Source organism: Streptomyces sp. NPDC107538, assembly GCF_055657445.1.
Window position 1 is genome coordinate 103,610 of record NZ_JBVKAY010000002.1, and the last position, 20,557, is coordinate 124,166.

A 20,557-nucleotide genomic window follows, 5' to 3' on the forward strand; every position below is an offset into this window, starting at 1 on the left:
TGGCTGGGGCAGGTGCAGACTTGAGGTTAACACTACCGGATCCAACAAACATTCCCCCTCTCGAAATCCGGCAACCGAACGCCCCTACTCGACGCCGCTGCCGGCGCCGGGTTCGGCGACGTTCGTGGTCAGCGGCAGGACGCACGCCCCTCGGGCGTCGAGGTCCAGCCGGTTGGCGGCCCATCCCGCACCCGCGAGATCGGCCACCTTGTCGGCGCTGGCCTCGTCGGCCAGGGCCAGGACCGTGGGTCCGGCGCCGGAGATGACCGCCGGGACGCCGTCGGCCCGCAGTCGCTCGACCAGGGTCGCGCTCTCCGGCATGGCGGGCGCCCGGTACTCCTGGTGCAGCCGGTCCTCGGTGGCGGGCAGCAGCAGTTCGGGGCGCCTGGTCAGGGCTTCCACGAGGAGGGCCGCCCGGCCCGCGTTGGTCGCGGCGTCGACGTGCGGGACGTTGCGCGGGAGCAGTCCGCGCGCCGTCTCGGTGAGAACCGGCTTCCCGGGGACGAAAACCACCGGAACGATGGAATCCGCGGGATCCATCCTGATCGCCCGCGCGGCGCCGCCCTCCATCCAGGAGAGCGTGAAGCCACCGAGGAGACAGGCCGCGACGTTGTCGGGGTGGCCCTCGATCTCCGTGGCCAGTTCGAGCAGCGCGGCGTCGTCGAGCCGGTTGTCGCCGCCTATGGTCACGGCGCGGGCGGCGACGATGCCGGCGCAGATGGCGGCGGAGGAGGAGCCGAGGCCGCGGCCGTGCGGGATGCGGTTGGCGCACACGATCTCGAGGCCCCGGGGCTGGCCGCCCAGCAGGTCGAAGGCGGTGCGCAGGGACCGTACGAGGAGGTGCTTCTCGTCGCGCGGAAGGGTCTCGCTGCCCTCCCCCGCGATGTCGACGTGCAGGCCGGAGTCGGCCACCCGGACGACCACGTCGTCGTAGAGCCCCAGCGACAGGCCCAGGGCGTCGAAGCCCGGACCGAGGTTGGCGCTGGTGGCGGGGACGCGCACCCGTACGGCGGCGGCGCGGAACGCTGGACCGGCCATCGCTCGATGACTCTCCTTGAACTGCGAGATTGACGATTGTCGATTGTCGAATGACGTTCGATGGATATCGACGGACATTCGACAGGTACGTGAGACCCTGCGGCCGCTCAAGACGGCGCGGCGCCGCACCCTTGCGGGGCATATGCGGCGGGCGGGTTCACTACAGCCTATCGAAGGAAGGTTCTGTGGCGACATAGGGCGCACAGGAGGCGCACGATGCGTGTCGTAAGCCCCCTGTGCACCCCCTGTCGGGTCCTGTCAGGGTTATCCCCCGGGAACCGGCGTCTACGCGCGGCTCCCAGGTCTTTTCGAACGGCTGGACGAGAGGATACGCCAGAGTCGTACGGGACTACGCGAGGCCGAGACGCTCGGCGGCCGTCGCCGCGTCCACCGGGACCGTGACGGGCTGCGGGGCACCCGCGACGGCCCAGTCGGGGTCCTTGAGGCCGTTGCCGGTGACCGTGCAGACGATGGTCTGGCCCGGGTCGACCTTGCCGGCCTCGGCGGCCTTCAGCAGACCGGCCACGGAGGCGGCGGAGGCGGGCTCCACGAAGACACCCTCCTGAGCGGCCAACAGCCGGTAGGCGCGCAGGATCTCACGGTCCGTCACCTCGTCGATGAAGCCGCCCGACTCGTCCCGCGCGGCGAGCGCGTACTGCCAGGACGCCGGGTTGCCGATACGGATCGCGGTGGCGATCGTCGACGGGTCCTTGACGACCTCGCCGCGCACGATCGGGGCGGAACCGGAAGCCTGGAAGCCCCACATGCGCGGGGTCTTCGCCGCGATCCCGTCGGCGGCGTACTCCTTGTAGCCCTTCCAGTACGCGGTGATGTTGCCCGCGTTGCCCACCGGCAGGACGTGGATGTCGGGCGCGTCGCCGAGCATGTCCACGATCTCGAACGCGGCGGTCTTCTGGCCCTCGATACGCACCGGGTTCACCGAATTGACCAGCGCCACCGGGTAGTTGTCGCTCAGTTCACGCGCGAGGGTGAGGCAGTCGTCGAAGTTGCCGTCGACCTGGAGGATCTTCGCGCCGTGCACCAGGGCCTGGCCCATCTTGCCCAGCGCGATCTTGCCGCGCGGGACGAGCACGGCGGAGACCATGCCCGCGCGGACCGCGTAGGCGGCCGCGGAGGCAGAGGTGTTGCCCGTGGAGGCACAGATGACGGCCTTCGCGCCCTCTTCCTTCGCCCGCGTGATGGCCATGGTCATACCGCGGTCCTTGAAGGACCCGGTGGGGTTCGCGCCCTCCACCTTGAGGTGGACCTCGCAGCCCGTGCGCTCGGAGAGCACCTGCGCGGGGACGAGGGGCGTGCCGCCCTCCCGGAGCGTCACGACCGGCGTGCTGTCGGAGACGGGCAGCCGGTCCCGGTACTCCTCGATGATTCCGCGCCACTGGTGGGTCATTGCTGGTTACTCTCCTTCAACCCGCATGATGCTGGCGACACCCCGCACGGTGTCGAGGTTGCGCAGCGCCTCGACGGTCCCGGTGAGGGAGGCGTCGGAGGCGCGGTGGGTGACGACGACGAGAGAGGCCTCGCCGTCCTTGCCCTGCTGGCGAACCGTATCGATCGACACTCCGTGCTCCGCGAACACGGTCGCCACCTGGGCGAGAACACCCGGTTTGTCGGCGACGTCGAGACTGATGTGGTAGCGCGTGACGACCTCGCCCATCGGCGAGACCGGCAGGGCGGCATAGGCGGACTCGCCGGGTCCGGTGGACCCCGCGAGCCGGTTGCGGCACACGGCCACGAGGTCGCCGAGCACGGCGGAGGCCGTGGGGGCACCGCCCGCGCCCGGTCCGTAGAACATCAGCTGACCGGCGGCGTCCGACTCCACGAACACGGCGTTGTACGCGCCGCGCACGGAGGCGAGCGGGTGGGTCAGCGGGATCATCGCGGGGTGCACGCGCGCGGTGACGGAGCCGCCGTGCGCGGCCCGCTCGCAGATGGCGAGCAGCTTGATGGTGCAGCCCATGTTCTTGGCGGAGGCGAAGTCGGCCGCGGTCACCTCGGTCATGCCCTCGCGGTACACGTCGTCGAGCCGGACGCGCGAGTGGAAGGCGATACCGGCGAGGATCGCGGCTTTGGCGGCGGCGTCGAAGCCCTCGACGTCGGCGGTCGGGTCGGCCTCCGCGTACCCCAGGGCGGTGGCCTCGTCGAGGGCCTCCTGATAGCCCGCGCCGGTGGTGTCCATCTTGTCGAGGATGAAGTTGGTCGTGCCGTTGACGATGCCCATCACCCGGTTGATCTTGTCGCCGGCGAGCGACTCGCGCAGCGGCCGGATCAGCGGGATGGCACCGGCGACGGCGGCCTCGTAGTAGAGGTCCTTGCCGGCCTCGTTCGCGGCGGCGTGCAGCGCGGCACCGTCCTGGGCGAGGAGGGCCTTGTTGGCGGAGACGACGGAGGCGCCGTGCGCGAACGCGGTGGTGATGAGGGAGCGGGCGGGCTCGATCCCGCCGATGACCTCGACGACGACGTCGATGTCCCCGCGTTTGACGAGCGCGGTGGCGTCGGTGGTGACGAGGGCGGGGTCGATGCCCTCACGCACCCGCGAGGGCCGCCGGACCGCCACGCCCGCCAGCTCGACCGGGGCACCGATGCGTGCGGCGAGGTCGTCGGCGTGCGTCGTCATGATGCGCGCCACCTCTGAGCCGACGACCCCACAGCCCAGCAGCGCCACCTTCAGCGGACGCGTACGCATCATCCGACCTCGTTTCCTCAACATCCGACATACCGAATACTCGCTACCGAATACGGTGGGACCAGTCTCACTCACCGGACGGGGGTTTCTGCCCCTCGTCCGGATCGTGAGACATGTATTTCATTTTCTCAGGGCCGGAAGACGGAGATCTTTCGGCTGGTGATGAATTCGCGCGGGATCACCCGACATCGAGCCGGAGAAGATCCTCCTCCGTCTCCCGGCGGACGATGACCCGCGCCTCTCCATCATTGACGGCGACGACCGGCGGCCGCAGCACGTGGTTGTAGTTGCTCGCCATCGAACGGCAGTAGGCGCCGGTGGCCGGTACGGCGATCAGGTCACCCGGTGCCAGGTCCGCCGGCAGGAACGCGTCCTTCACGACGATGTCCCCGCTCTCGCAGTGCTTGCCCACGACACGGGCGAGCATCGGTTCGGCGTCGGAGGTCCGGGACACCAGGGCCACGCTGTACTCGGCGTCGTACAGCGCGGTCCGGATGTTGTCGGACATGCCCCCGTCGACGGAGACGTACGTCCGCAGCCCGTCCAGCGGCTTGATGGTGCCGACCTCGTACAGCGTGAACGCGGTGGGCCCGACGATGGCGCGGCCCGGCTCGACGGAGATACGCGGCGCGCGCAGCTTGGCGGCGTCGCACTCGCGGTTGACGATCTCGGTGAGCGCCTTGGCGATCTCGTGCGGCTCGCGGGGGTCGTCGTCGCTGGTGTACGCGATCCCGAGCCCGCCGCCGAGGTCGATCTCCGGCAGCTCCACACCGTGCTCGTCCCGGATGTCCTTGAGCAGCCCGACGACCCGGTGCGCGGCGACCTCGAACCCGGAGGTGTCGAAGATCTGCGACCCGATGTGGCTGTGGATGCCGATGAGTTCGAGCCCGTCGAGCTTGAGCGCCCGCCGCACGGCCTCGGCGGCCTGTCCGCCGGCCAGCGGGATCCCGAACTTCTGGTCCTCGTGGGCGGTGGCGATGAACTCGTGCGTGTGGGCCTCGACGCCGACGGTGACCCGGATCTGCACCTGCTGCCGCCGGCCGAGCGACTGGGCGATGTGCGCGACCCGCACGATCTCCTGGAAGGAGTCGAGCACGATCCGGCCGACACCGGCCTCGACGGCCCGGTGGATCTCCGCCTCGGACTTGTTGTTGCCGTGGAAGGCGATGCGGTCGGCGGGCATACCGGCGGAGAGCGCGGTGGCCAGCTCGCCGCCGGAGCAGACGTCGAGGTTGAGCCCCTCCTCGTGCAGCCACCGGACGATCGCCCGGGACAGGAACGCCTTGCCCGCGTAGAACACGTCGGCGTCCTGCCCGAACGCCGTGCGCCAGGCGCGTGCGCGGGCGCGGAAGTCGGCCTCGTCGACGAAGTACGCCGGCGTGCCGAACTCCTCCGCGAGCGCCTTCACATCGATCCCGCCGACGCTGACGACTCCGTCGTCGCCCCGGGTGACGGTCTGCGCCCACACCTTCGGGTCCAGCGTGTTCAGGTCGGCGGGCGGGGCGGCGTAGTGCCCCTCGGGAAGCCAGTCGGCGTGACGGGGCCCGGCGGGGTGTGCGGAACGGCTCATGTCTGTAGGGCTTTCTGTGTGCGCTCTGGGCTGTGGCGTGCGGCGCTACGGTCCGGGCTCCGGGCTCCGGTGCCTGGGCTGTCGTGGACGCCGGGCTGCCGGTGTCGGCTGGGGGCTTCGGCTTGGGCTTCGGCTTGGGCTTGGGCTTCGGCTTGGGGCTTCGGGCTCCGCGGGGTCGCTCGCTCAGAGGTGGTCGGGTGCGTCGATGCCGAGCAGGGAGAGGCCGCCGGCCAGCACCGTCCCGGCGGCTTCGGCAAGCGCCAGCCGGGCGCGGTGGGCGGCCGAGGGTTTCTCGTCGCCGCGCGGCAGCACCGTGTGCTGGAAGGCGAGCAGGGCGTCGGCGGTGACGACCAGGTGCCGGGCGAGACGGTCGGGAGCGCGGTGGGTGGCCGCGCGGGCGAGGGCGGAGGGGTACTCGGTGAGGGCGGTGAGGAGGGGGGTGGTCACGTCGGGGCTGGTCACGTCAAGGGTGAGGACGGCTGTGAGTGGTGCGCGCTGGGCGTCGGGGGTGCCCAGGTCGCCCGGAGCGCCGGTGAACCCGAGGGCCGCGGCGTTGCGGGTGAGCGCGCGGGCTCGGGCGTGGGCGTAACGGACCCGGAAGAGGGGGTTGGCGGCGCGCTGCACGAGCAGCTCCGCGCTGATCCGGGGCCGGTCGTGGGCGGCGGGATACAGCAGGGCCCAGCGGAGGGCGTCGGGGCCGAGGGGGGTGGGGTCTTCCGGGGCGGGGACGGGGCGGAGGTCGAGGGGTGGGGTGGGGGAGGCGGCGGAGGCGGAGGTGAGGGCGGTCGGCTCCGGAGCTGGGTCAACGGCGCGGTCGGACTCGCTGACGAGGCCGTCGAGGTGGCTGCGTCCGAGTCCCTCCAGTCCCCCCACTCCCTCTTGTGCGGCACGTTCGACGCCTCGCGCCCGGACGTGATCGACCTCGACACGGCCGCCCTGGCTGCCGACGATCCGTACGAGCGCGTCCGCGACGACCTCGGCACGGATGTCGTACGGAATCCGCAGCCGCAGGACCTGCCCGGCGAGGGTGTCGCTGTGACCGTACGGAAGAGGGGCTGGACCTCGCCCGTCCCGGTTGCCCTCGGCTCCGCCGATCCGGCGTACGAGCGCGGTGACGGCGACCCGGTCGAGGTGGATGTTGAGGAATCCGGGGCCGGTGATCTCGACGGCGGCGACGCCCTCGGTACGGCTGAGGTGGGGCCGCAGTATCTCGGCGACCTGCAGCGGAGGCCGCCCGGCGGGCCGGGCCAACTGCAAGGCGATGTTCGTCGCGTAGTCCCCGCTCCCCCCGGGCCCCGGCGGAGTCACCACGGCCCGTACGGGCACCGCCACACTCAGCTCCCCCTCATCCACAGCACGACGCACCGCGCGCAGCACGGTACGGGAGAGCTCGACGGGGGTCACGGGGACAAGCGTATGGGAGGAGGGGGGTGGGTATGCGAGCCGGTTTACCTCGGCGTCCGGGATGTGGACGGGGGTGGGGCGGGAGCCCGATGCCCAAGCCTCCGAAGACGTCGCGGACCTGGTGGACCCTCTTGTACGGCAGTCGGTGGACCTCGTCGCCCTCGCAGGCGTCCCTCGCGGTCGTGGCGGCGCCCGCCCGGAGGTCAGCTGCCGGTTCGGCCGGCGCGCTCAGCCCGCTCGGGGTGCCCGGGGTGCCCGCTCCCGCTGTCGGTGACAGTGCCGGGGGCGCCGACGTGCGTGGCCGCATCGGCTTGGCTGCCGCCCGCGGTGCGCCCTCGCTCCACCAACTGCCGTACGAGAGCGACAAGTTCAGCGGGCTCGAAGGGCTTGGCGAGAAACGCGTCGACGCCGACGTCGAGCCCGGCGTCGACCTCGTACTGCGAACAGGCACTGACGATGGCGAGCGGAAGGCGTCGCGTCCGGGGGTCACCGCGGAGCTGGGCGGCGGTACGGAGGCCGTCGAGCCGAGGCATCACGACATCGAGGGTGACGAGGTCGGGCCGCACCTGATGAACCACGTCCAGGCACTCGGCACCATCAGCCGCGGTCACCACCTCGAAGCCCTCCAGCTCGAGGTTGACCCTGATCAGCTGCCGGATGACCTTGTTGTCGTCCACAACAAGCACCCGGCCGGACGCGCCTGGCACAACTCGAGAGTAGGTCCGCGCCCACCACCGCGTCCGGGTTTTCCCCACTTCCACCCCCTGCGGGCGACACCCCCGCCCCGACCCCGCCCACCACCCCCAAAACCCGTTCATGATCTCCCCCGCAGAGCTGGTAGGGTTCTACCCGTCGCCGCCGAACAAGGCGCCCGACACGCCCCCGTAGCTCAGGGGATAGAGCAACGGCCTCCGGAGCCGTGTGCGCAGGTTCGAATCCTGCCGGGGGCACCTTGCATGAGGTGCCCGAAGACCCCGTAATCAGCGGATGCTGAGGACGGGGTCTTTTTGTGTGTGCTCTGGCGCTGGGGGCGTGGGAGCAGGCCGTCAGGGGGAGTTGCGGCGGGGCTGTGGGGTGATCAGGTAGAGGTCGAGGATGGGGGGCATGGGGGTGGTGCCGGGGCCGCCGGAGAGGATCCAGGTGGCTATGTCCTCGGTGGCTTCGGGGTCGTTGACCAGGCCGAGCCAGACGGGGCGGGCGCCGGTGGCTCGGGCTGTGGAGGAGGGGTGGACGACCACGACGTTGGCCTGGTCGCAGGCGTCCAGGCAGGTGGAGATTCGGGTGGGGACCAGGGATTGGAGGCGGGCGGTCTGGGCCTCGTGGTCCACGCCGGGGAGTTTGGGGGTGCCGCAGCAGCAGTCTCGGCAGAGGGTTACCCGGGATGGGGTGGGGGGTGTCATCCGGGGCCTCGTGGGGTCGTGAAGGGGGAGGTTGCCGGGGGAGTTTATGCCCGCGCCGCCGTCACCCGCCCCCTCCCGTCCCTCCCGCCTCGCCACGTCCCGCCCCGTCCTGCCTCTCCCCGTCCAATCCGCCTCGCACCGCCCCGCCCGTCCCTCCTCATCCCGCCTCGCCTCGTCCTGCCTCCCCCCGGCCTGCCTGGCTCCGCCCTGTCCCGCCTCGCCTCGCCCCGCCCGTCCTGCCTCACCCCGTCCTGCCCCGCCTGCCCCCGCCCCGTCCCCCGACTCACCCCGTCCCCTCCCATCCCCTCCGGCATGGGCTACCCGCGTCTTCGACCCCGGGCGGGGGCTCCGGGGCGTTCAGGGGGCTGGCTGGGTCAGGTGGAGGGCTGCGTCGTGGAGTAGGTGGGCGTGGAGTTCGAACAGGGCGATCAGGTCGATCTTGTCGCCCTGGACCTCGCGTTGGATGAAGAGGCCGTCGGCGCCGGCGACCGCGTAGGTGGTGAGGGCGGTTACGGACGCGTCGTCCAGGGCCGGGAAGAGTTCGGTCATGACGTCCGCGATTCTTCGGCTCGCGATGTCGCGGACCTGGAGGAAGACGGTGCGGCCTCGGGGTTCGGTGGGGCGGCGTTCGAGGGCGAGCATCAGGCCGAGGCGGAGGAAGTCGGGGGCGTCGAGGAGGGACTTGGCGACGCCTGCCGACATGAGGGTCATGCGTTCCAGGGGGGTGCCCGCGTCCTCGCTCGGCAGTTCTACGGCCGTGAGCCAGTTCTCGAAGCTGCGCTCGATCACCGCGGCGATCAGGTCGTCCTTGTCCTTGAAGTGCCAGTAGATGGAGCTGGCGGGCAGCCCGCACTTGGCGCTGACCGCGGCGATGGACGTGCCCTCGTAGCCGCGCTCGCCCGCGATCTCCACGGTGGCGTCGAGGATGCGTTGACGGGACTCCACTCCGTTCGCTCGCTTCTTGCGCGTCGCCGCCTGCGGCTGTGCCTGTGGCCTGGTCATCGGGTGGGCCCCGCCCCTCTGGTCGGCGTGGTGTCTTGGGCGTCCGGGGCCAATTGTAATGAGTGTTCCATCAAGGGCGGGGCAAGGGCTGTTCGGTCCAGATGGTCTTGCCGTGGGGGGTGTAGCGGGTGCCCCAGCGTTCGGTGAGTTGGGCGACGAGGAAGAGGCCCCGGCCGTCCTCGTCCTCGGTGCGGGCGCGGCGCAGGCGGGGTGAGGTGCCGCTGCCGTCGTAGACCTCGCAGATCAGGGCGCGGTCGCGGAGGAGGCGGAGCTGGACCGGGCCGGTGGCGTGGCGGATGGCGTTGGTGACGAGTTCGCTGGCCACGAGTTCGGTGGTGAAAGCCAGTTCGGGCAGGCCCCAGGCGGCGAGCTGCCCGGTGACCGCCTCACGGGCGCGGGAGACGAACGCCGGGTCGCTCGGCAGCTCCCACTGGGCGACCCGCTCCGGGCCCAGGGTGTGCGTACGGGCGACCAGCAGGGCCACGTCGTCGCTCGGCCGGGCCGGGAGCAGGGCGTCGAGGACCGCCTCGCAGGTGTCCTCGGGGGCGCGGTCGGGGTGGGCCAGGACCTTGCGGAGCGCGTCCAGGCCGGTGTCGATGTCGCGGTGGCGGTCCTCGACCAGGCCGTCGGTGTAGAGGACGAGCTGGCTGCCCTCGGCCAGGTCGAGTTCGACGGTCTCGAAGGGCATGCCGCCGAGGCCCAGCGGCGGGCCCGAGGGCAGGTCGACGAAGTCCACCGTGCCGTCCGGGGCGACGACCGCCGGCAGCGGGTGTCCGGCGCGGGCGAGGGTGCAGCGCCGGGACACCGGGTCGTAGACGGCGTACAGGCACGTCGCGCCGACGATGCCGGAGTCCTGGTGGGTGTTCTCCACCGCCCAGCCCTCGCCGCGGTCGAGCCGGCCGACGAGGTCGTCGAGGTGGGTGAGGAGTTCGTCGGGGGGCAGGTCGAGGGCGCAGAAGTTGTGGACGGCGGTGCGCAGCCGGCCCATGGTCGCGGCGGCGTGCAGGCCGTGGCCCACGACGTCGCCGACGACGAGAGCGACCCGGGCGCCGGAGAGCGGGACGACGTCGAACCAGTCGCCGCCGACTCCCGCCTGCGCGGGGAGATAGCGGTACGCCACCTCGACCGCGCTCTGCTCGGAACGGCCGCGGGGCAGCAGGCTGCGTTGCAGGGCGAGGGCGGTGTTGTGCTCGCGGGTGTAGCGGCGGGCGTTGTCGATGCAGATCGCGGCGCGGCCCACCAACTCCTGGGCCAGGGAGAGGTCGTCGTCCTCGAACGGGGCGGGCTGCGTGGAGCGGTAGAAGCTGACGACGCCGAGGGTCGCGCCGCGCGCCCGCAGCGGCACGGTGATCAGGGAGTGGATGCCGGCCGCGAGGGCGCGCTCCAGCCGGGCCGGGTCCTGGGCCAGCCAGCCGCCCGCCTCGGCGAGCACGGGTTCGAGCACCGACCGGCCCGTCTCCCAGCTGCGGGCCTGCGGGGTGGAGGGGACGTAGCGCACCGGGTCCCCCACCTCGTAGAGGTGCGATTCCTCCTGTACGGCGGCCAGCGCGACCCGGCGCAGTCGCATACCGGGGCCGAGGGGCTCGGGTTCGTCGCCGAGGAGGACGGAGACGGGCAGGTCGACGGCCGTGAAGTCGGCGAAGCGGGGGACGGCCACCTCGGTGAGTTCCTCGGCGGTACGGGTGACGTCCAGGGTGGTGCCGATCCGGACCCCGGCGTCGTGCAGCAGCTCCAGCCGGCGGCGGGCGAGCACGGCGAGGCGGCCGACGCCGGGTTCGCCGACGAGGAGCAGCCAGGCGTCGGAGGCCGCGGAAGGGGAGGCGGGGGGCGCGGGGTGGGGCGGCGGGGGTTCTGTCGGGGGCGGGGTCGAGGTCGGGTGGGGGTGCGGGGAGGTGGGGACGAGGGTGCGCAGGGCGCGCAGGGTACGTCGGGTGCGCGGGCGCACGGTCGGTGGTGGAGCGGTGGGGGTCGGGCCCGGCGGGGCGGCTGCTGGGCTCCGGGTGGGGGCGGTGGTGGCTGTGGTGGCTGTGGTGGCGGTGACGACGGGTGGCGGCGCCGGTGGCCGTGGTGTCGGGCCTGTGGCGGGTGGCGGCGCCGGTGGTGTGGTGGGCCGTGTCGGCGGGAGCGGGGGCGGTGAGGTGAGTTCCGTGTGGCGCAGGCGGGGGCCGCCGATGATGCGGGCCTCGACGACCACGCCGGACTCGCCCGACTCGCTCATGATCGGGCGGCGGAGGAGGGTCGCCACGCGGCCGCCGGAGAGGGTGACCTCGTCGAGGGTGCGGTGGGGGGAGGCGATGAGTTCCTCGGCCTTCTCGCGCAGGACGGCCAGGTCGACGCGGCCGAGGGGATCGCCGTACCGGCCGTCGTCGCCCCGCGCCCGGTGCGGCTCGTCGGGCTGGCGGGGCCAGGTGCCGGGGCCGGGGCCGGTGCGGGCGGCGCGGTGGTACGCGGCGAGGAGCGCCCGTTCGCGTTCCGTGGCCTGCTCCAGGAGGCCGGCCTCGATGTCTTGGGCGGCCTCCTGGACCAGCCGCAGCATCGTGGGGTCGCCGTCGTCGCGCAGACAGGTGAGGTCGAGAACGGCCTCCACCCGGCCGCTGAGCGGGTTGCGGACGGGGGCGCCGGCGCAGGCGAAGGGGGAGAGGCAGTCGGCGAAGTGTTCGCGCCCGAGGACGTAGACGGGCTGGCGTTCGGCGAGGGCGGTGCCGACGCCGTTGGTGCCGGCGGCCGCCTCGGAGGCGCAGAAGCCGGGGGCGAAGTTGACCTCGTCGAGGCGGGTGCGGAGGCGGCGGTCGCCGCCGTGGCGCTGGACCATGCGGGCCTGTCCGTCGCAGAGCACCACGGTCATGCTCACGTTCGACAGTGCGGTGGTGAGACGGTCGAGCACCGGGTCCGCGGCGCGCAGGAAGGGGTCGTCCATGGCGAGGTCGGGCGCGTAGGGGATCAGCAGCCGGTGGGGTTCGAGGCCGGCCGAACGGCACCGCTTCCACGAGTCGAGCACCGGGTCGCGGACATCCGAGTCGACCCGCGCACCGGCGAGGAAACGCTCATGGGCATCGACGAGACCGCCGATGTCGTCCCAGGAGACGGACAACGGGATCACTTCCCTCACCTGCGGGCGGCCCCGCCGCACACCGCCACCCGACGTGCTCCCGGGGCCGCTTGCCAGGCGCTACAACCCTAGACCTTGGGTGACGTGCATCACAACAGCGGAGAGGGGGGTGGGCAGAGGAGGCGGGGAGGCCGGGCGGAGGGGGGCGGGAGGTGACTTGTGTCTCATGGGGGACGGGCGGGGCGGGGCGGGTGTCGGCGGCAGAGTCGCTGCTCGGAAGCGGTGTCGTCGTTCTGCCGGTGGCAGGAGTTCGGGTGGTGCATACCGGGGAGTCATTTGGGGTGGGAACGGTCCTGGGGTTCCCTTCGTTCTTGACTTGCCCTGCCTCCGTCGGTGCGGTCCCCCGCCGTACCGACGCGACGCGGAAGGACGACGTGCCCTTTGTTCCCGCTCCCGCTCGACGCGCCGCCCCCCTCGCGGCCCACCCCGTCCCCGGTCACCGATCCGCTCCCCCTGATACCCAGCCCGGCCCGGCCCGTGGACCTCACCCGAGGCCCGAGCCAGGCCACGGGTCCGGCTCCAGCCACGGCCCCAGTTCCGGTTCCGGCCCCAGCCACGCCCCCGGTCCCGGTCCCGGTCATCGACCCCGAGGCGGAGGCGCTGTCCGCGTCCCCGTGCGCCCTCGCTCCGGTCGGCGACGCCGCCACCACCGGCCTGTGCGACCTTTCCGCGCCCGCCGGCGTCCGTGATCTTCCCGCGCCCGCCGTCCTCTCCGACGTTTCCCCGCCCACCAACCCCTGTGACCCCTCCCCCACCACTGCCGCTACCCCCGCCGGTGACCCCGCTCCCTGCTCGGCCGCGGAACCCCGTGTCGCCCGGCTCCTGGCGTTGCTGCCGGGGCGGGTGCGGGCGCTGCTGCCCGCGCGGTCGGCCGGGAACGCGCGGCGGCTGCGGTTCGCCCTCACCCTGCTGCCGTTGCTGCTGCTCGCGGTGTGGGCGGCGGTGGACTGGCGGACGGTCCACGACGGGGCGGTACGGCTGGCGTCGGCCAACCCCTGGTGGCTGCTGGCCGGTGCCTTCTTCACGGCCCTGTGCTCGGTGGCGTCCGCGTGCATCCGGCAGGGCGCGGTGCCGGAGCGGCTGCCGCCGGGGCAGCTGCTGGCGACGCAGTTCGCGGCCGGAGCCGCGGGGCACGCGCTGCCGGGCAACATCGGCGCGCACGCCGTCGTCCTGCGCTTCCTGCGCCGCCGGGGCATCCCCCTCGCCCGTGCCACCTCCTCGCTCGCCCTGTACTCGGCGGTCAAACCGGTCGCCAAGACGCTGGTGATCGTCGTCTTCGTCATCGCCTTCCCGGGCACGCTCCGCCTGACCGAGCTGCTCCCGGAGGGCGAGACCCTCGCCCTGGTCGGCGCGATCACCGGTGTCGGTCTCGCCGCCGTGGTCACGCTGATCACGACCGTACGGCCGTTGCGACGGCCCCTCATCGGAGGGCTGCGGTCCGCGCTCACCGACACCCGGCTCGTGCACAGCCGTCCCGTCCGGGCGGTCTCCCTGTGGGGCGGGGCCGCGGCCTTCCCGCTGTGCCAGGGGGCGGTGCTCGCGTCGGTCGGCTCCTCGCTCGGGCTGTCGGTGTCGTGGGTGCAGATGATCTTCGTGTACCTCGTCGCCAGTACGGCCGCCGGTGCGGTGCCCGCGCCGGGGGGCCTCGGGCCGATGGACGCGGCGCTCGTCTTCACGCTCGTCGCCTTCGGCGCGCCGGCGACCCTCGCCACGACCACCGTCATCGGCTATCGCGTCCTCACCGTCTGGCTCCCGCTCCTCCCCGGCACGCTCGTCCTCTCGGCGCTGGTGCGCGCGAAGGTGCTCTGAGCGAGCGGGCAGCGGGAAGCGTCAGCGGTACGACGGGGCCGGGCCGACTTCGTACGGACGCGCGGGCGCACTACGTACGGATGTTCGGGCGTACTGGCGTACTGGCGCACGGACTTACGTGCAGCAGGCAGTTGAAGCGGGAACCATCTCTGGGACAGGAGGCATCGGGCGGGGCCGGCGGGTTGGGGGATGGTGCATGTCGTACGCGACGGGGCGGCGGGTGGTCGTCACGGGGCTCGGGGCTGTCACACCGCTCGGGATGGGTGTGGGCGAGCTGTGGCAGGGGTTGCTGGAAGGGCGGTGCGGGATACGGGAGTTGGAGGGGGCGGAGTTCGCGGAGTTACCGGTGCGGGTCGCGGGGACGGTGCCGGTGGACCCCGTCGAGCTGCTGCCCCGGGCCCGGGCGCGGCGGATGAACCGGGCCGCGCGGTTCGCCGTACTGGCGGCACGGGAGGCCTGGCGGGACGGCGGGTTCGATGCCGGTGGTACGGCCGCGAGCGGGCTCGATCCGGAGCGGGTGGGGGTGTCCGCCGGGGCGATCCTCGGTGACGCGTCGGTGCTCGTGGCGGGTGACCGGCAGTTACGGGACCGGGGGCCGCGCGGGGTCTCGCCGCTCACCACGCCGATGTGTGTGCCCTCGCAGGCGGCGTCGCAGATCTCCCTGGACCTCGGGATCACCGGGGAGGCGCGGACCGTCACGAGCGCGTGCGCGTCCGGTACGGAGGCGATCGGGCAGGCGGTCGACCGGATCCGGTACGGGCGGGTGGACGTGGCGGTCGCGGGTGGGGCCGAGGCGGTGGTGACTCCGGCGATCATGGCGTCCTTCGCGGCGATGCGGGCGCTGTCGCGGCACGGGCTGGACGGGGGCGGGGAGAGCCCGTCGCGGCCGTTCGCGACGGACCGGGACGGGTTCGTGAACGGGGAGGGGGCGGGGTTTCTGCTGCTGGAGGCGGAGGACCACGCGCGGGCCCGTGGGGCGCGGATCTACTGCGAGGCGGCGGGGTGGGGGCTGTCGGCCGACGCGCACCACATGGCGGCGCCGGATCCCTCGGGCTCGGGGGTGGCGCTCGCGCTGCGGCGGGCGCTGGTGGACGCGGCGGCGTCGGCGGCGGATGTGGTGCATGTCAACGCGCACGCGACCGCCACGGTTGACGGGGATCTGGCGGAGGCGAACGCGTTGGCGGTGGTGCTGGCGGGGCGGCGGGTGCCGGTGACGGCGCTCAAGGGGCACCTCGGGCACCTCCAGGGCGCTGCCGGGGCGGTGGAGGCGCTCGTCACCGCGCTCACGCTCCACCACGGGGTCATCCCGCCGACCATCGGCTGCGCCGACCAGGACCACGCCATCACCCTCGACCTCGTCACCACCACCCCCCGCCCCCTCCCACCCGACGGCGACCTCGCCCTCACCAACTCCTTCGGCTTCGGCGGCCACAACGCGGTCCTGGCCCTGCGACGGGCGGCGTAGGCCCGGACCGTTCGGGCCGCTTCAGTCAGCCCCGGGCCGTCCGGGACGGTTCAGCCATGGCCGCAGGCCCTGCTGGGCGGCCCGCAGGAGCTCGTCCGGAGGGCGCTCGTCAGCTCGTTCGAGCACGACGAGGCCCCAGTGCTGGTGGTGGACCGCGCCGAGTGTCACCGCACGTTCGTGCCGCAGGTACGTCACCGCCGAAGCGAGGTCGGTCACGGGGGGGGAGTCACCTCGGAGCCGGCGAGTTTCCCGACGTACCGGTCCAGCCAGTCTTCGCCTTCCCGCGTCGCGGCTCGGGGCAGTGCGGACTCGGGATTTCCGTCGAGAAAGACCATGACCGGCCGGACCCGTGCGAGAGCCTCGGTGAGGTCGGTCAGGAAGGCGTCGACCGACTCTTCGCTGTGTCCCGTGGCCAGCAGCGTAGGCACGAACGGCATCAGCGCGTCCGCGATCACCACGTCGTCGCCGCTCGCCACGACCGCGTCGACGAACCTCGCCGCCGCGGCGATCAGTGTCCCCCGCCCGACCCTGCCCGTCGCCTTGAACTCCTCGGCCACCGCGGCGAACTGCAGTCGGGTCAGGATCTCCTCCTCGCGGAAGTGGTCCACCCGCAGTCCCGTGGCAGCCAGCCGTCGGGACAGCCCGGCGCACAGCGTCGACTTGCCCACTCCGGGAGAGGCTCCCCACACCGTGACCAGAACCGTCATGGAGGCGGAGCCTAGGGCTCGCGGGTCAGGCCGAGCGTTTGCGGGTGGCTGTCTTCTTCGCCGGGGTCTTCTTCGCGGTGTTTTCCATCGCCGCCGATTTCGTGGCCGTCGATTTCGTCGCCGTCGATCTCGTTGCCGTCGATCTCGTTGCCGTCGATTTCGTCGCCGTCGATCTCGTTGATGTGGACTTCGTCGGTGTTGTCCTCTTGGCCGTTGTCTTCTTCGCGGTGGCTGTCTTCTTGGCGGGCTGGGCCGACTTGGACGTCGTCTTCTTCGGGGCGGCCGTGGATTTCTTGGCCGTCGTGGTGGATTTCTTGCCCGAAGGTTGTTTGGGGGTGGGGCGGGGCGGCAGGGGGGTGATGTCGGCCACGGACTCGCCCCGGGATTCCTTGGCTTCCCGGACGCTCTTCTCCAGGGCGGCCATGAGGTCGAGGACCTTGCCGCCCGGGGCCGGGGCGGGGGCGGTGGGGGGCTCCTCGCCGGAGGCCTTCGCGGCGATGAGTTCCTCGACCGCCTCGCGGTAGTCGTCGTGGAGGGAGTCGAGGTCGACCTCGCCCAGGGTGTCCATCAGGGCGTCCGCGAGGTCCAGTTCCTTGTCGCGGACGGTGACCGCCGCGTCGGGGGCGACCCCCTCGGTCGTACGGATCTCGTCGGGCCAGAGCAGGCCGTGCATGGCGAGGACGTCGTCCACCACCCGCAGCATGCCGAGGCGCTCGCGCCCGCGCAGGGCGAACTTGCAGATCGCGACCTTGCCGCTGCGCTTGAGCGCCTCGCGGAGCAGGGTGTACGGCTTGGCGGCGGGAACGCCGTTCGCGGCGAGGTAGTACGCGGCGTCCACCTGGAGCGGGTCGACGCTCTCGGCCGGGACGAAGCCCTCGATCTCGATCGTCTTGGCGGTGGGGATGGGCAGCGACGCCAGATCCTCGTCCGTGATCGGGATCATCGTGCCGTCCGCGTCCTCGTACGCCTTGCCGATCTCCCCCTGCGTCACCTCACGGTCCTCCAGCTCGCAGACCTTGCGGTAGCGGATGCGGCCGCCGTCCTCCAGGTGGACCTGGCGGAAGGAGACGGAGTGGCTCTCGGTCGCGTTCACCAGCTTGATCGGGATGCTGACCAGGCCGAAGGAGATGGCGCCGTTCCAGATGGATCGCACGGGCAGCACGCACCTTTCGGGTAGCCGCTTCCGGTTTGTCCACACCGTAACTCCGGCCTGCCGCCCCTGCCCGTCGGCCGCCGGGCGCCTCACGGACCCGCACTGTCCCGGACCGGTCAGGGTCCCGGACCGGTCAGGATTCGAGAAGCGCGGGCGGGCCGGGCGCGCCTAGCGTGAAGGCCATGGACCTCACCATCAACGCGAGCTTCCTCCCGCACGACGATCCGGACGCCTCCCTCGCCTTCTACCGCGACCTCCTCGGCTTCGAGGTCCGCAACGACGGCGGGTACGACGGGATGCGCTGGATCACGGTCGGACCGGCCGGCCAGCCCGACACGTCCATCGTGCTGGAGCCGCCGGCCGTCGACCCCGCCGTGGACGACGCCGAACGGCGCGTGATCGTCGAGATGATGGCCAAGGGGACGTACGCCCGGGTCCTCCTCGCCACCGCCGATCTCGACGGCACCTTCGCGCGGCTGGAGGCGGGCGGCGCCGAGATCGTCCAGGAGCCGATGCGGCAGCCGTACGGCGTCCGTGACTTCGCGGTCCGTGATCCCGCGGGCAACCTGATCCGCGTCCACGAGGTCTGAGGTACGAGTCCCCTGGCGGCCTTCGCCGTAGTCGCGCGGAAGACGCGCAGGGGACGGCCACCGCACGTACTGTTTCCCACTGCCCCCCACCCCCACCGCACGCACCCCCACCGCACCCACGGTCCAGCGGATCGGATCCGCGCCCGACAGATGGAGGAACGATGACCAAGGCCACGAGGGCGCGGACGCAGGCGCAGTCTCCCGGGCCGCACGCCGCCGACAGCCATGATCTGATCCGGGTGCACGGGGCGCGGGAGAACAACCTCAAGGACGTCAGCATCGACATCCCGAAGCGCCGGCTGACGGTGTTCACGGGGGTCTCCGGCTCGGGCAAGAGCTCGCTGGTGTTCGACACGATCGCCGCGGAGTCACAGCGGCTGATCAACGAGACGTACAGCGCCTTCCTCCAGGGCTTCATGCCGAACCTGGCCCGGCCCGAGGTGGACGTCCTCGACGGGCTGACCACCGCGATCACCGTGGACCAGCAGCGGATGGGGTCCGACCCGCGCTCCACCGTGGGCACGGCCACCGACGCCAACGCGATGCTGCGCATCCTGTTCAGCCGGCTCGGCAGGCCCCACATCGGGCCGCCCGGCGCGTTCTCGTTCAACGTCGCCTCGGTCTCGGCGAGCGGCGGGCTGACGGTCGACCGGGGTGCCGACAAGACCAAGACCGAGAAGGTGACGTTCAGCCGTACCGGCGGGATGTGCACGCACTGCGAGGGCCGGGGCAAGGTCTCCGACATCGATCTCACGCAGTTGTTCGACGAGTCCAAGTCGCTGTCCGAGGACCCGTTCACCATCCCCACCTACACCGGGGACGGGTGGGTGGTGCGGGTGATCGCCGAGTCCGGGTTCTTCGACAAGGAGAAGCCGATCGGCAAGTACACGAAGAAGGAACGGCACGACTTCCTGTACCGCGAGCCGACCAAGGTGAAGATCAACGGGGTCAATCTGACGTACGAGGGGCTGATCCCGAAGCTGCAGAAGAGCTTCCTCTCCAAGGACCGCGAGTCGATGCAGCCGCACATCCGGGCGTTCGTGGACCGGGCGGTCACCTTCGCCGTCTGTCCGGACTGCGAGGGCACCCGGCTCAGCGAACTGGCGCGTTCCTCGCGGATCAGCAAGATCAATATCGCCGAGGCCTGCGCGATGGAGATCCGCGACCTCGCCGAGTGGGCGCGCGGGATCGAGGACGCGTCGGTGGCGCCGCTGCTCGCCAAGCTGCACTACACGCTCGACTCGTTCGTGGAGATCGGCCTCGGCTATCTCTCGCTGGACCGGGCCTCGGGCACTCTCTCCGGCGGTGAGGCGCAGCGGACGAAGATGATCCGCCACCTCGGTTCCTCGCTCACCGATGTCACGTACGTCTTCGACGAGCCGACCATCGGGCTGCACCCGCACGACATCGAGCGGATGAACAACCTGCTGCTGCGGCTGCGCGACAAGGGCAACACGGTGCTCGTCGTGGAGCACAAGCCGGAGACGATCGCCATCGCCGACCATGTCGTGGACCTCGGCCCCGGCGCCGGTACGGCGGGCGGCACGGTCTGCTTCGAGGGCACCCTGGAGGGGCTGCGGGCGAGCGACACCGTCACCGGCCGGCATCTCGGTGACCGGGCCGCGCTGAAGGAGACGGTCCGCAAGCCCACCGGGACGCTGGAGATCCGGGGTGCGAGCGCGAACAACCTCCAGGACGTCGACGTGGACATCCCGCTCGGTGTGCTCACCGTCGTCACCGGGGTCGCCGGGTCGGGGAAGAGTTCGCTGGTGCACGGCTCCGTCCCCACCGAGGAGGGCGTGGTGTCGATCGACCAGACGCCGATCCGCGGCTCCCGGCGCAGCAACCCGGCGACGTACACCGGGCTGGCCGACCCGATCCGCAAGGCCTTCGCCAAGGCCAACGGCGTGAAGCCGGCGCTCTTCAGCGCCAACTCCGAGGGCGCCTGCCCCACCTGCAACGGCGCCGGGGTCATCTACACCGACCTGGCGATCATGCAGAGCGTGGCCACCACGTGCGAGGAGTGCGAGGGGAAGCGGTTCGAGGCGTCGGTGCTGGAGTACCGCTTCGGCGGCCGGGACATCAGCGAGGTGCTCGCGATGTCGGTGACCGAGGCGGAGCGGTTCTTCGGCGAGGGCGAGGCGCGTACGCTCGCGGCCCACCGGATCGTCGAGCGGATGGCGGACGTCGGCCTCGGCTATCTCACCCTCGGCCAGCCGCTGACCACGCTCTCCGGCGGCGAGCGGCAGCGGCTGAAGCTGGCCACCCACATGGGTGACAAGGGCGGGGTCTACGTCCTCGACGAGCCGACCACCGGTCTGCACCTCGCCGACGTGGAGCAACTGCTCGGGCTGCTGGACCGGCTGGTCGACGCCGGGAAGTCGGTGATCGTCATCGAGCACCACCAGGCGGTCATGGCCCACGCCGACTGGATCATCGACCTCGGCCCCGGCGCCGGGCACGACGGCGGCCGGATCGTCTTCGAGGGCACCCCGGCCGACCTGGTCGCGGACCGCTCCACGCTCACGGGGGAGCACTTGGCGGCGTACGTGGGTGCGTGACCGTCAGAGCCATAGGGTCCGCCCGTTTTCACACCGTTTCATGGG

At 72.0% G+C, this 20,557-nt stretch carries 16 protein-coding genes and 1 tRNA gene; 5 read left to right on the forward strand and 12 right to left on the reverse strand.

The genetic code is table 11. The features are described from left to right. Positions 1-84 precede the first annotated feature (84 nt). The 6 genes from thrB to ACZ7MG_RS06340 all read right to left on the reverse strand — a co-directional run bounded on the left by thrB (position 85) and on the right by ACZ7MG_RS06340 (position 7,402). The gene (thrB, locus tag ACZ7MG_RS06315) at positions 85-1,038 is read right to left on the reverse strand and encodes a homoserine kinase (protein ID WP_471395261.1); all 954 of its coding nucleotides are present in this window, start codon (positions 1,036-1,038) and stop codon (positions 85-87) included. Between the two features lie 349 nt (positions 1,039-1,387). Continuing rightward, positions 1,388-2,446: a threonine synthase gene (thrC, locus tag ACZ7MG_RS06320; RefSeq protein WP_471395260.1), complete on the reverse strand. Its 1,059-nt coding sequence runs from the start codon at positions 2,444-2,446 to the stop codon at positions 1,388-1,390. Between the two features lie 6 nt (positions 2,447-2,452). Continuing rightward, the gene (locus ACZ7MG_RS06325; RefSeq protein ID WP_471395259.1) at positions 2,453-3,745 is read right to left on the reverse strand and encodes a homoserine dehydrogenase; all 1,293 of its coding nucleotides are present in this window, start codon (positions 3,743-3,745) and stop codon (positions 2,453-2,455) included. Between the two features lie 175 nt (positions 3,746-3,920). Further along, complete coding sequence (gene lysA, locus ACZ7MG_RS06330; RefSeq protein ID WP_471395258.1) at positions 3,921-5,312, reverse strand: diaminopimelate decarboxylase; 1,392 nt, start codon at positions 5,310-5,312, stop codon at positions 3,921-3,923. Between the two features lie 183 nt (positions 5,313-5,495). Continuing rightward, on the reverse strand, positions 5,496-6,716 hold the full coding sequence (nrtL, locus tag ACZ7MG_RS06335) for an ArgS-related anticodon-binding protein NrtL (protein WP_471395257.1): 1,221 nt from the start codon (positions 6,714-6,716) through the stop codon (positions 5,496-5,498). Positions 6,717-6,919: 203 nt separating this feature from the next. Beyond that, positions 6,920-7,402 carry a response regulator gene (locus ACZ7MG_RS06340; protein ID WP_471395338.1) on the reverse strand — a complete coding sequence of 161 codons (483 nt, stop codon included), beginning with the start codon at positions 7,400-7,402 and terminating at the stop codon, positions 6,920-6,922. A gap of 192 nt (positions 7,403-7,594) precedes the next feature. Here ACZ7MG_RS06340 and ACZ7MG_RS06345 point away from each other — a divergent pair. After that, positions 7,595-7,666 (forward strand) — tRNA-Arg (locus tag ACZ7MG_RS06345). A 96-nt stretch (positions 7,667-7,762) separates the two neighbouring features. Here the strand turns inward: ACZ7MG_RS06345 and ACZ7MG_RS06350 are convergent. The 3 genes from ACZ7MG_RS06350 to ACZ7MG_RS06360 form a co-directional block, all read right to left on the reverse strand. Further along, positions 7,763-8,116: a (2Fe-2S) ferredoxin domain-containing protein gene (locus ACZ7MG_RS06350; RefSeq protein ID WP_471395256.1), complete on the reverse strand. Its 354-nt coding sequence runs from the start codon at positions 8,114-8,116 to the stop codon at positions 7,763-7,765. Positions 8,117-8,473: 357 nt separating this feature from the next. Next, positions 8,474-9,118, reverse strand: coding sequence for a TetR/AcrR family transcriptional regulator (locus tag ACZ7MG_RS06355; RefSeq protein WP_471395255.1), 645 nt, complete (start codon positions 9,116-9,118; stop codon positions 8,474-8,476). A gap of 70 nt (positions 9,119-9,188) precedes the next feature. After that, the gene (locus tag ACZ7MG_RS06360; RefSeq protein ID WP_471395254.1) at positions 9,189-12,218 is read right to left on the reverse strand and encodes a SpoIIE family protein phosphatase; all 3,030 of its coding nucleotides are present in this window, start codon (positions 12,216-12,218) and stop codon (positions 9,189-9,191) included. Positions 12,219-12,608: 390 nt separating this feature from the next. Between ACZ7MG_RS06360 and ACZ7MG_RS06365 the strand changes: the two genes are divergently transcribed. Then, complete coding sequence (locus tag ACZ7MG_RS06365; RefSeq protein WP_471395253.1) at positions 12,609-14,036, forward strand: lysylphosphatidylglycerol synthase transmembrane domain-containing protein; 1,428 nt, start codon at positions 12,609-12,611, stop codon at positions 14,034-14,036. Positions 14,037-14,232: 196 nt separating this feature from the next. Next, positions 14,233-15,501 carry a beta-ketoacyl-[acyl-carrier-protein] synthase family protein gene (locus ACZ7MG_RS06370; RefSeq protein WP_471395252.1) on the forward strand — a complete coding sequence of 423 codons (1,269 nt, stop codon included), beginning with the start codon at positions 14,233-14,235 and terminating at the stop codon, positions 15,499-15,501. Positions 15,502-15,522: 21 nt separating this feature from the next. On the opposite strand, the gene ACZ7MG_RS06375 is transcribed toward ACZ7MG_RS06370, so the two are convergent. Genes ACZ7MG_RS06375 through ku form a run of 3 tightly spaced genes read right to left on the reverse strand, consistent with a single transcriptional unit; the run spans position 15,523 to position 17,361 of the window. Then, on the reverse strand, positions 15,523-15,717 hold the full coding sequence (locus tag ACZ7MG_RS06375) for a hypothetical protein (RefSeq protein ID WP_471395251.1): 195 nt from the start codon (positions 15,715-15,717) through the stop codon (positions 15,523-15,525). Next, positions 15,714-16,208 carry a P-loop nucleotide/nucleoside kinase family protein gene (locus ACZ7MG_RS06380; protein ID WP_471395250.1) on the reverse strand — a complete coding sequence of 165 codons (495 nt, stop codon included), beginning with the start codon at positions 16,206-16,208 and terminating at the stop codon, positions 15,714-15,716. Before ACZ7MG_RS06380 ends, ACZ7MG_RS06375 begins: the two co-directional genes overlap by 4 nt. 25 nt (positions 16,209-16,233) lie before the next feature. Further along, a complete protein-coding gene (ku, locus tag ACZ7MG_RS06385) occupies positions 16,234-17,361 on the reverse strand; it encodes a non-homologous end joining protein Ku (RefSeq protein ID WP_471395249.1) in 1,128 nt (375 codons plus the stop codon). Positions 17,362-17,543: 182 nt separating this feature from the next. On the opposite strand from ku, the gene ACZ7MG_RS06390 reads away from it, so the two are divergent. Continuing rightward, positions 17,544-17,951 (forward strand): VOC family protein, encoded by a 408-nt coding sequence (locus ACZ7MG_RS06390; RefSeq protein ID WP_471395248.1) that lies wholly within the window; start codon positions 17,544-17,546, stop codon positions 17,949-17,951. Between the two features lie 161 nt (positions 17,952-18,112). Then, positions 18,113-20,512, forward strand: a complete 2,400-nt coding sequence (locus ACZ7MG_RS06395) for an ATP-binding cassette domain-containing protein (protein ID WP_471395247.1) — start codon at positions 18,113-18,115, stop codon at positions 20,510-20,512. Positions 20,513-20,557 lie beyond the last annotated feature (45 nt).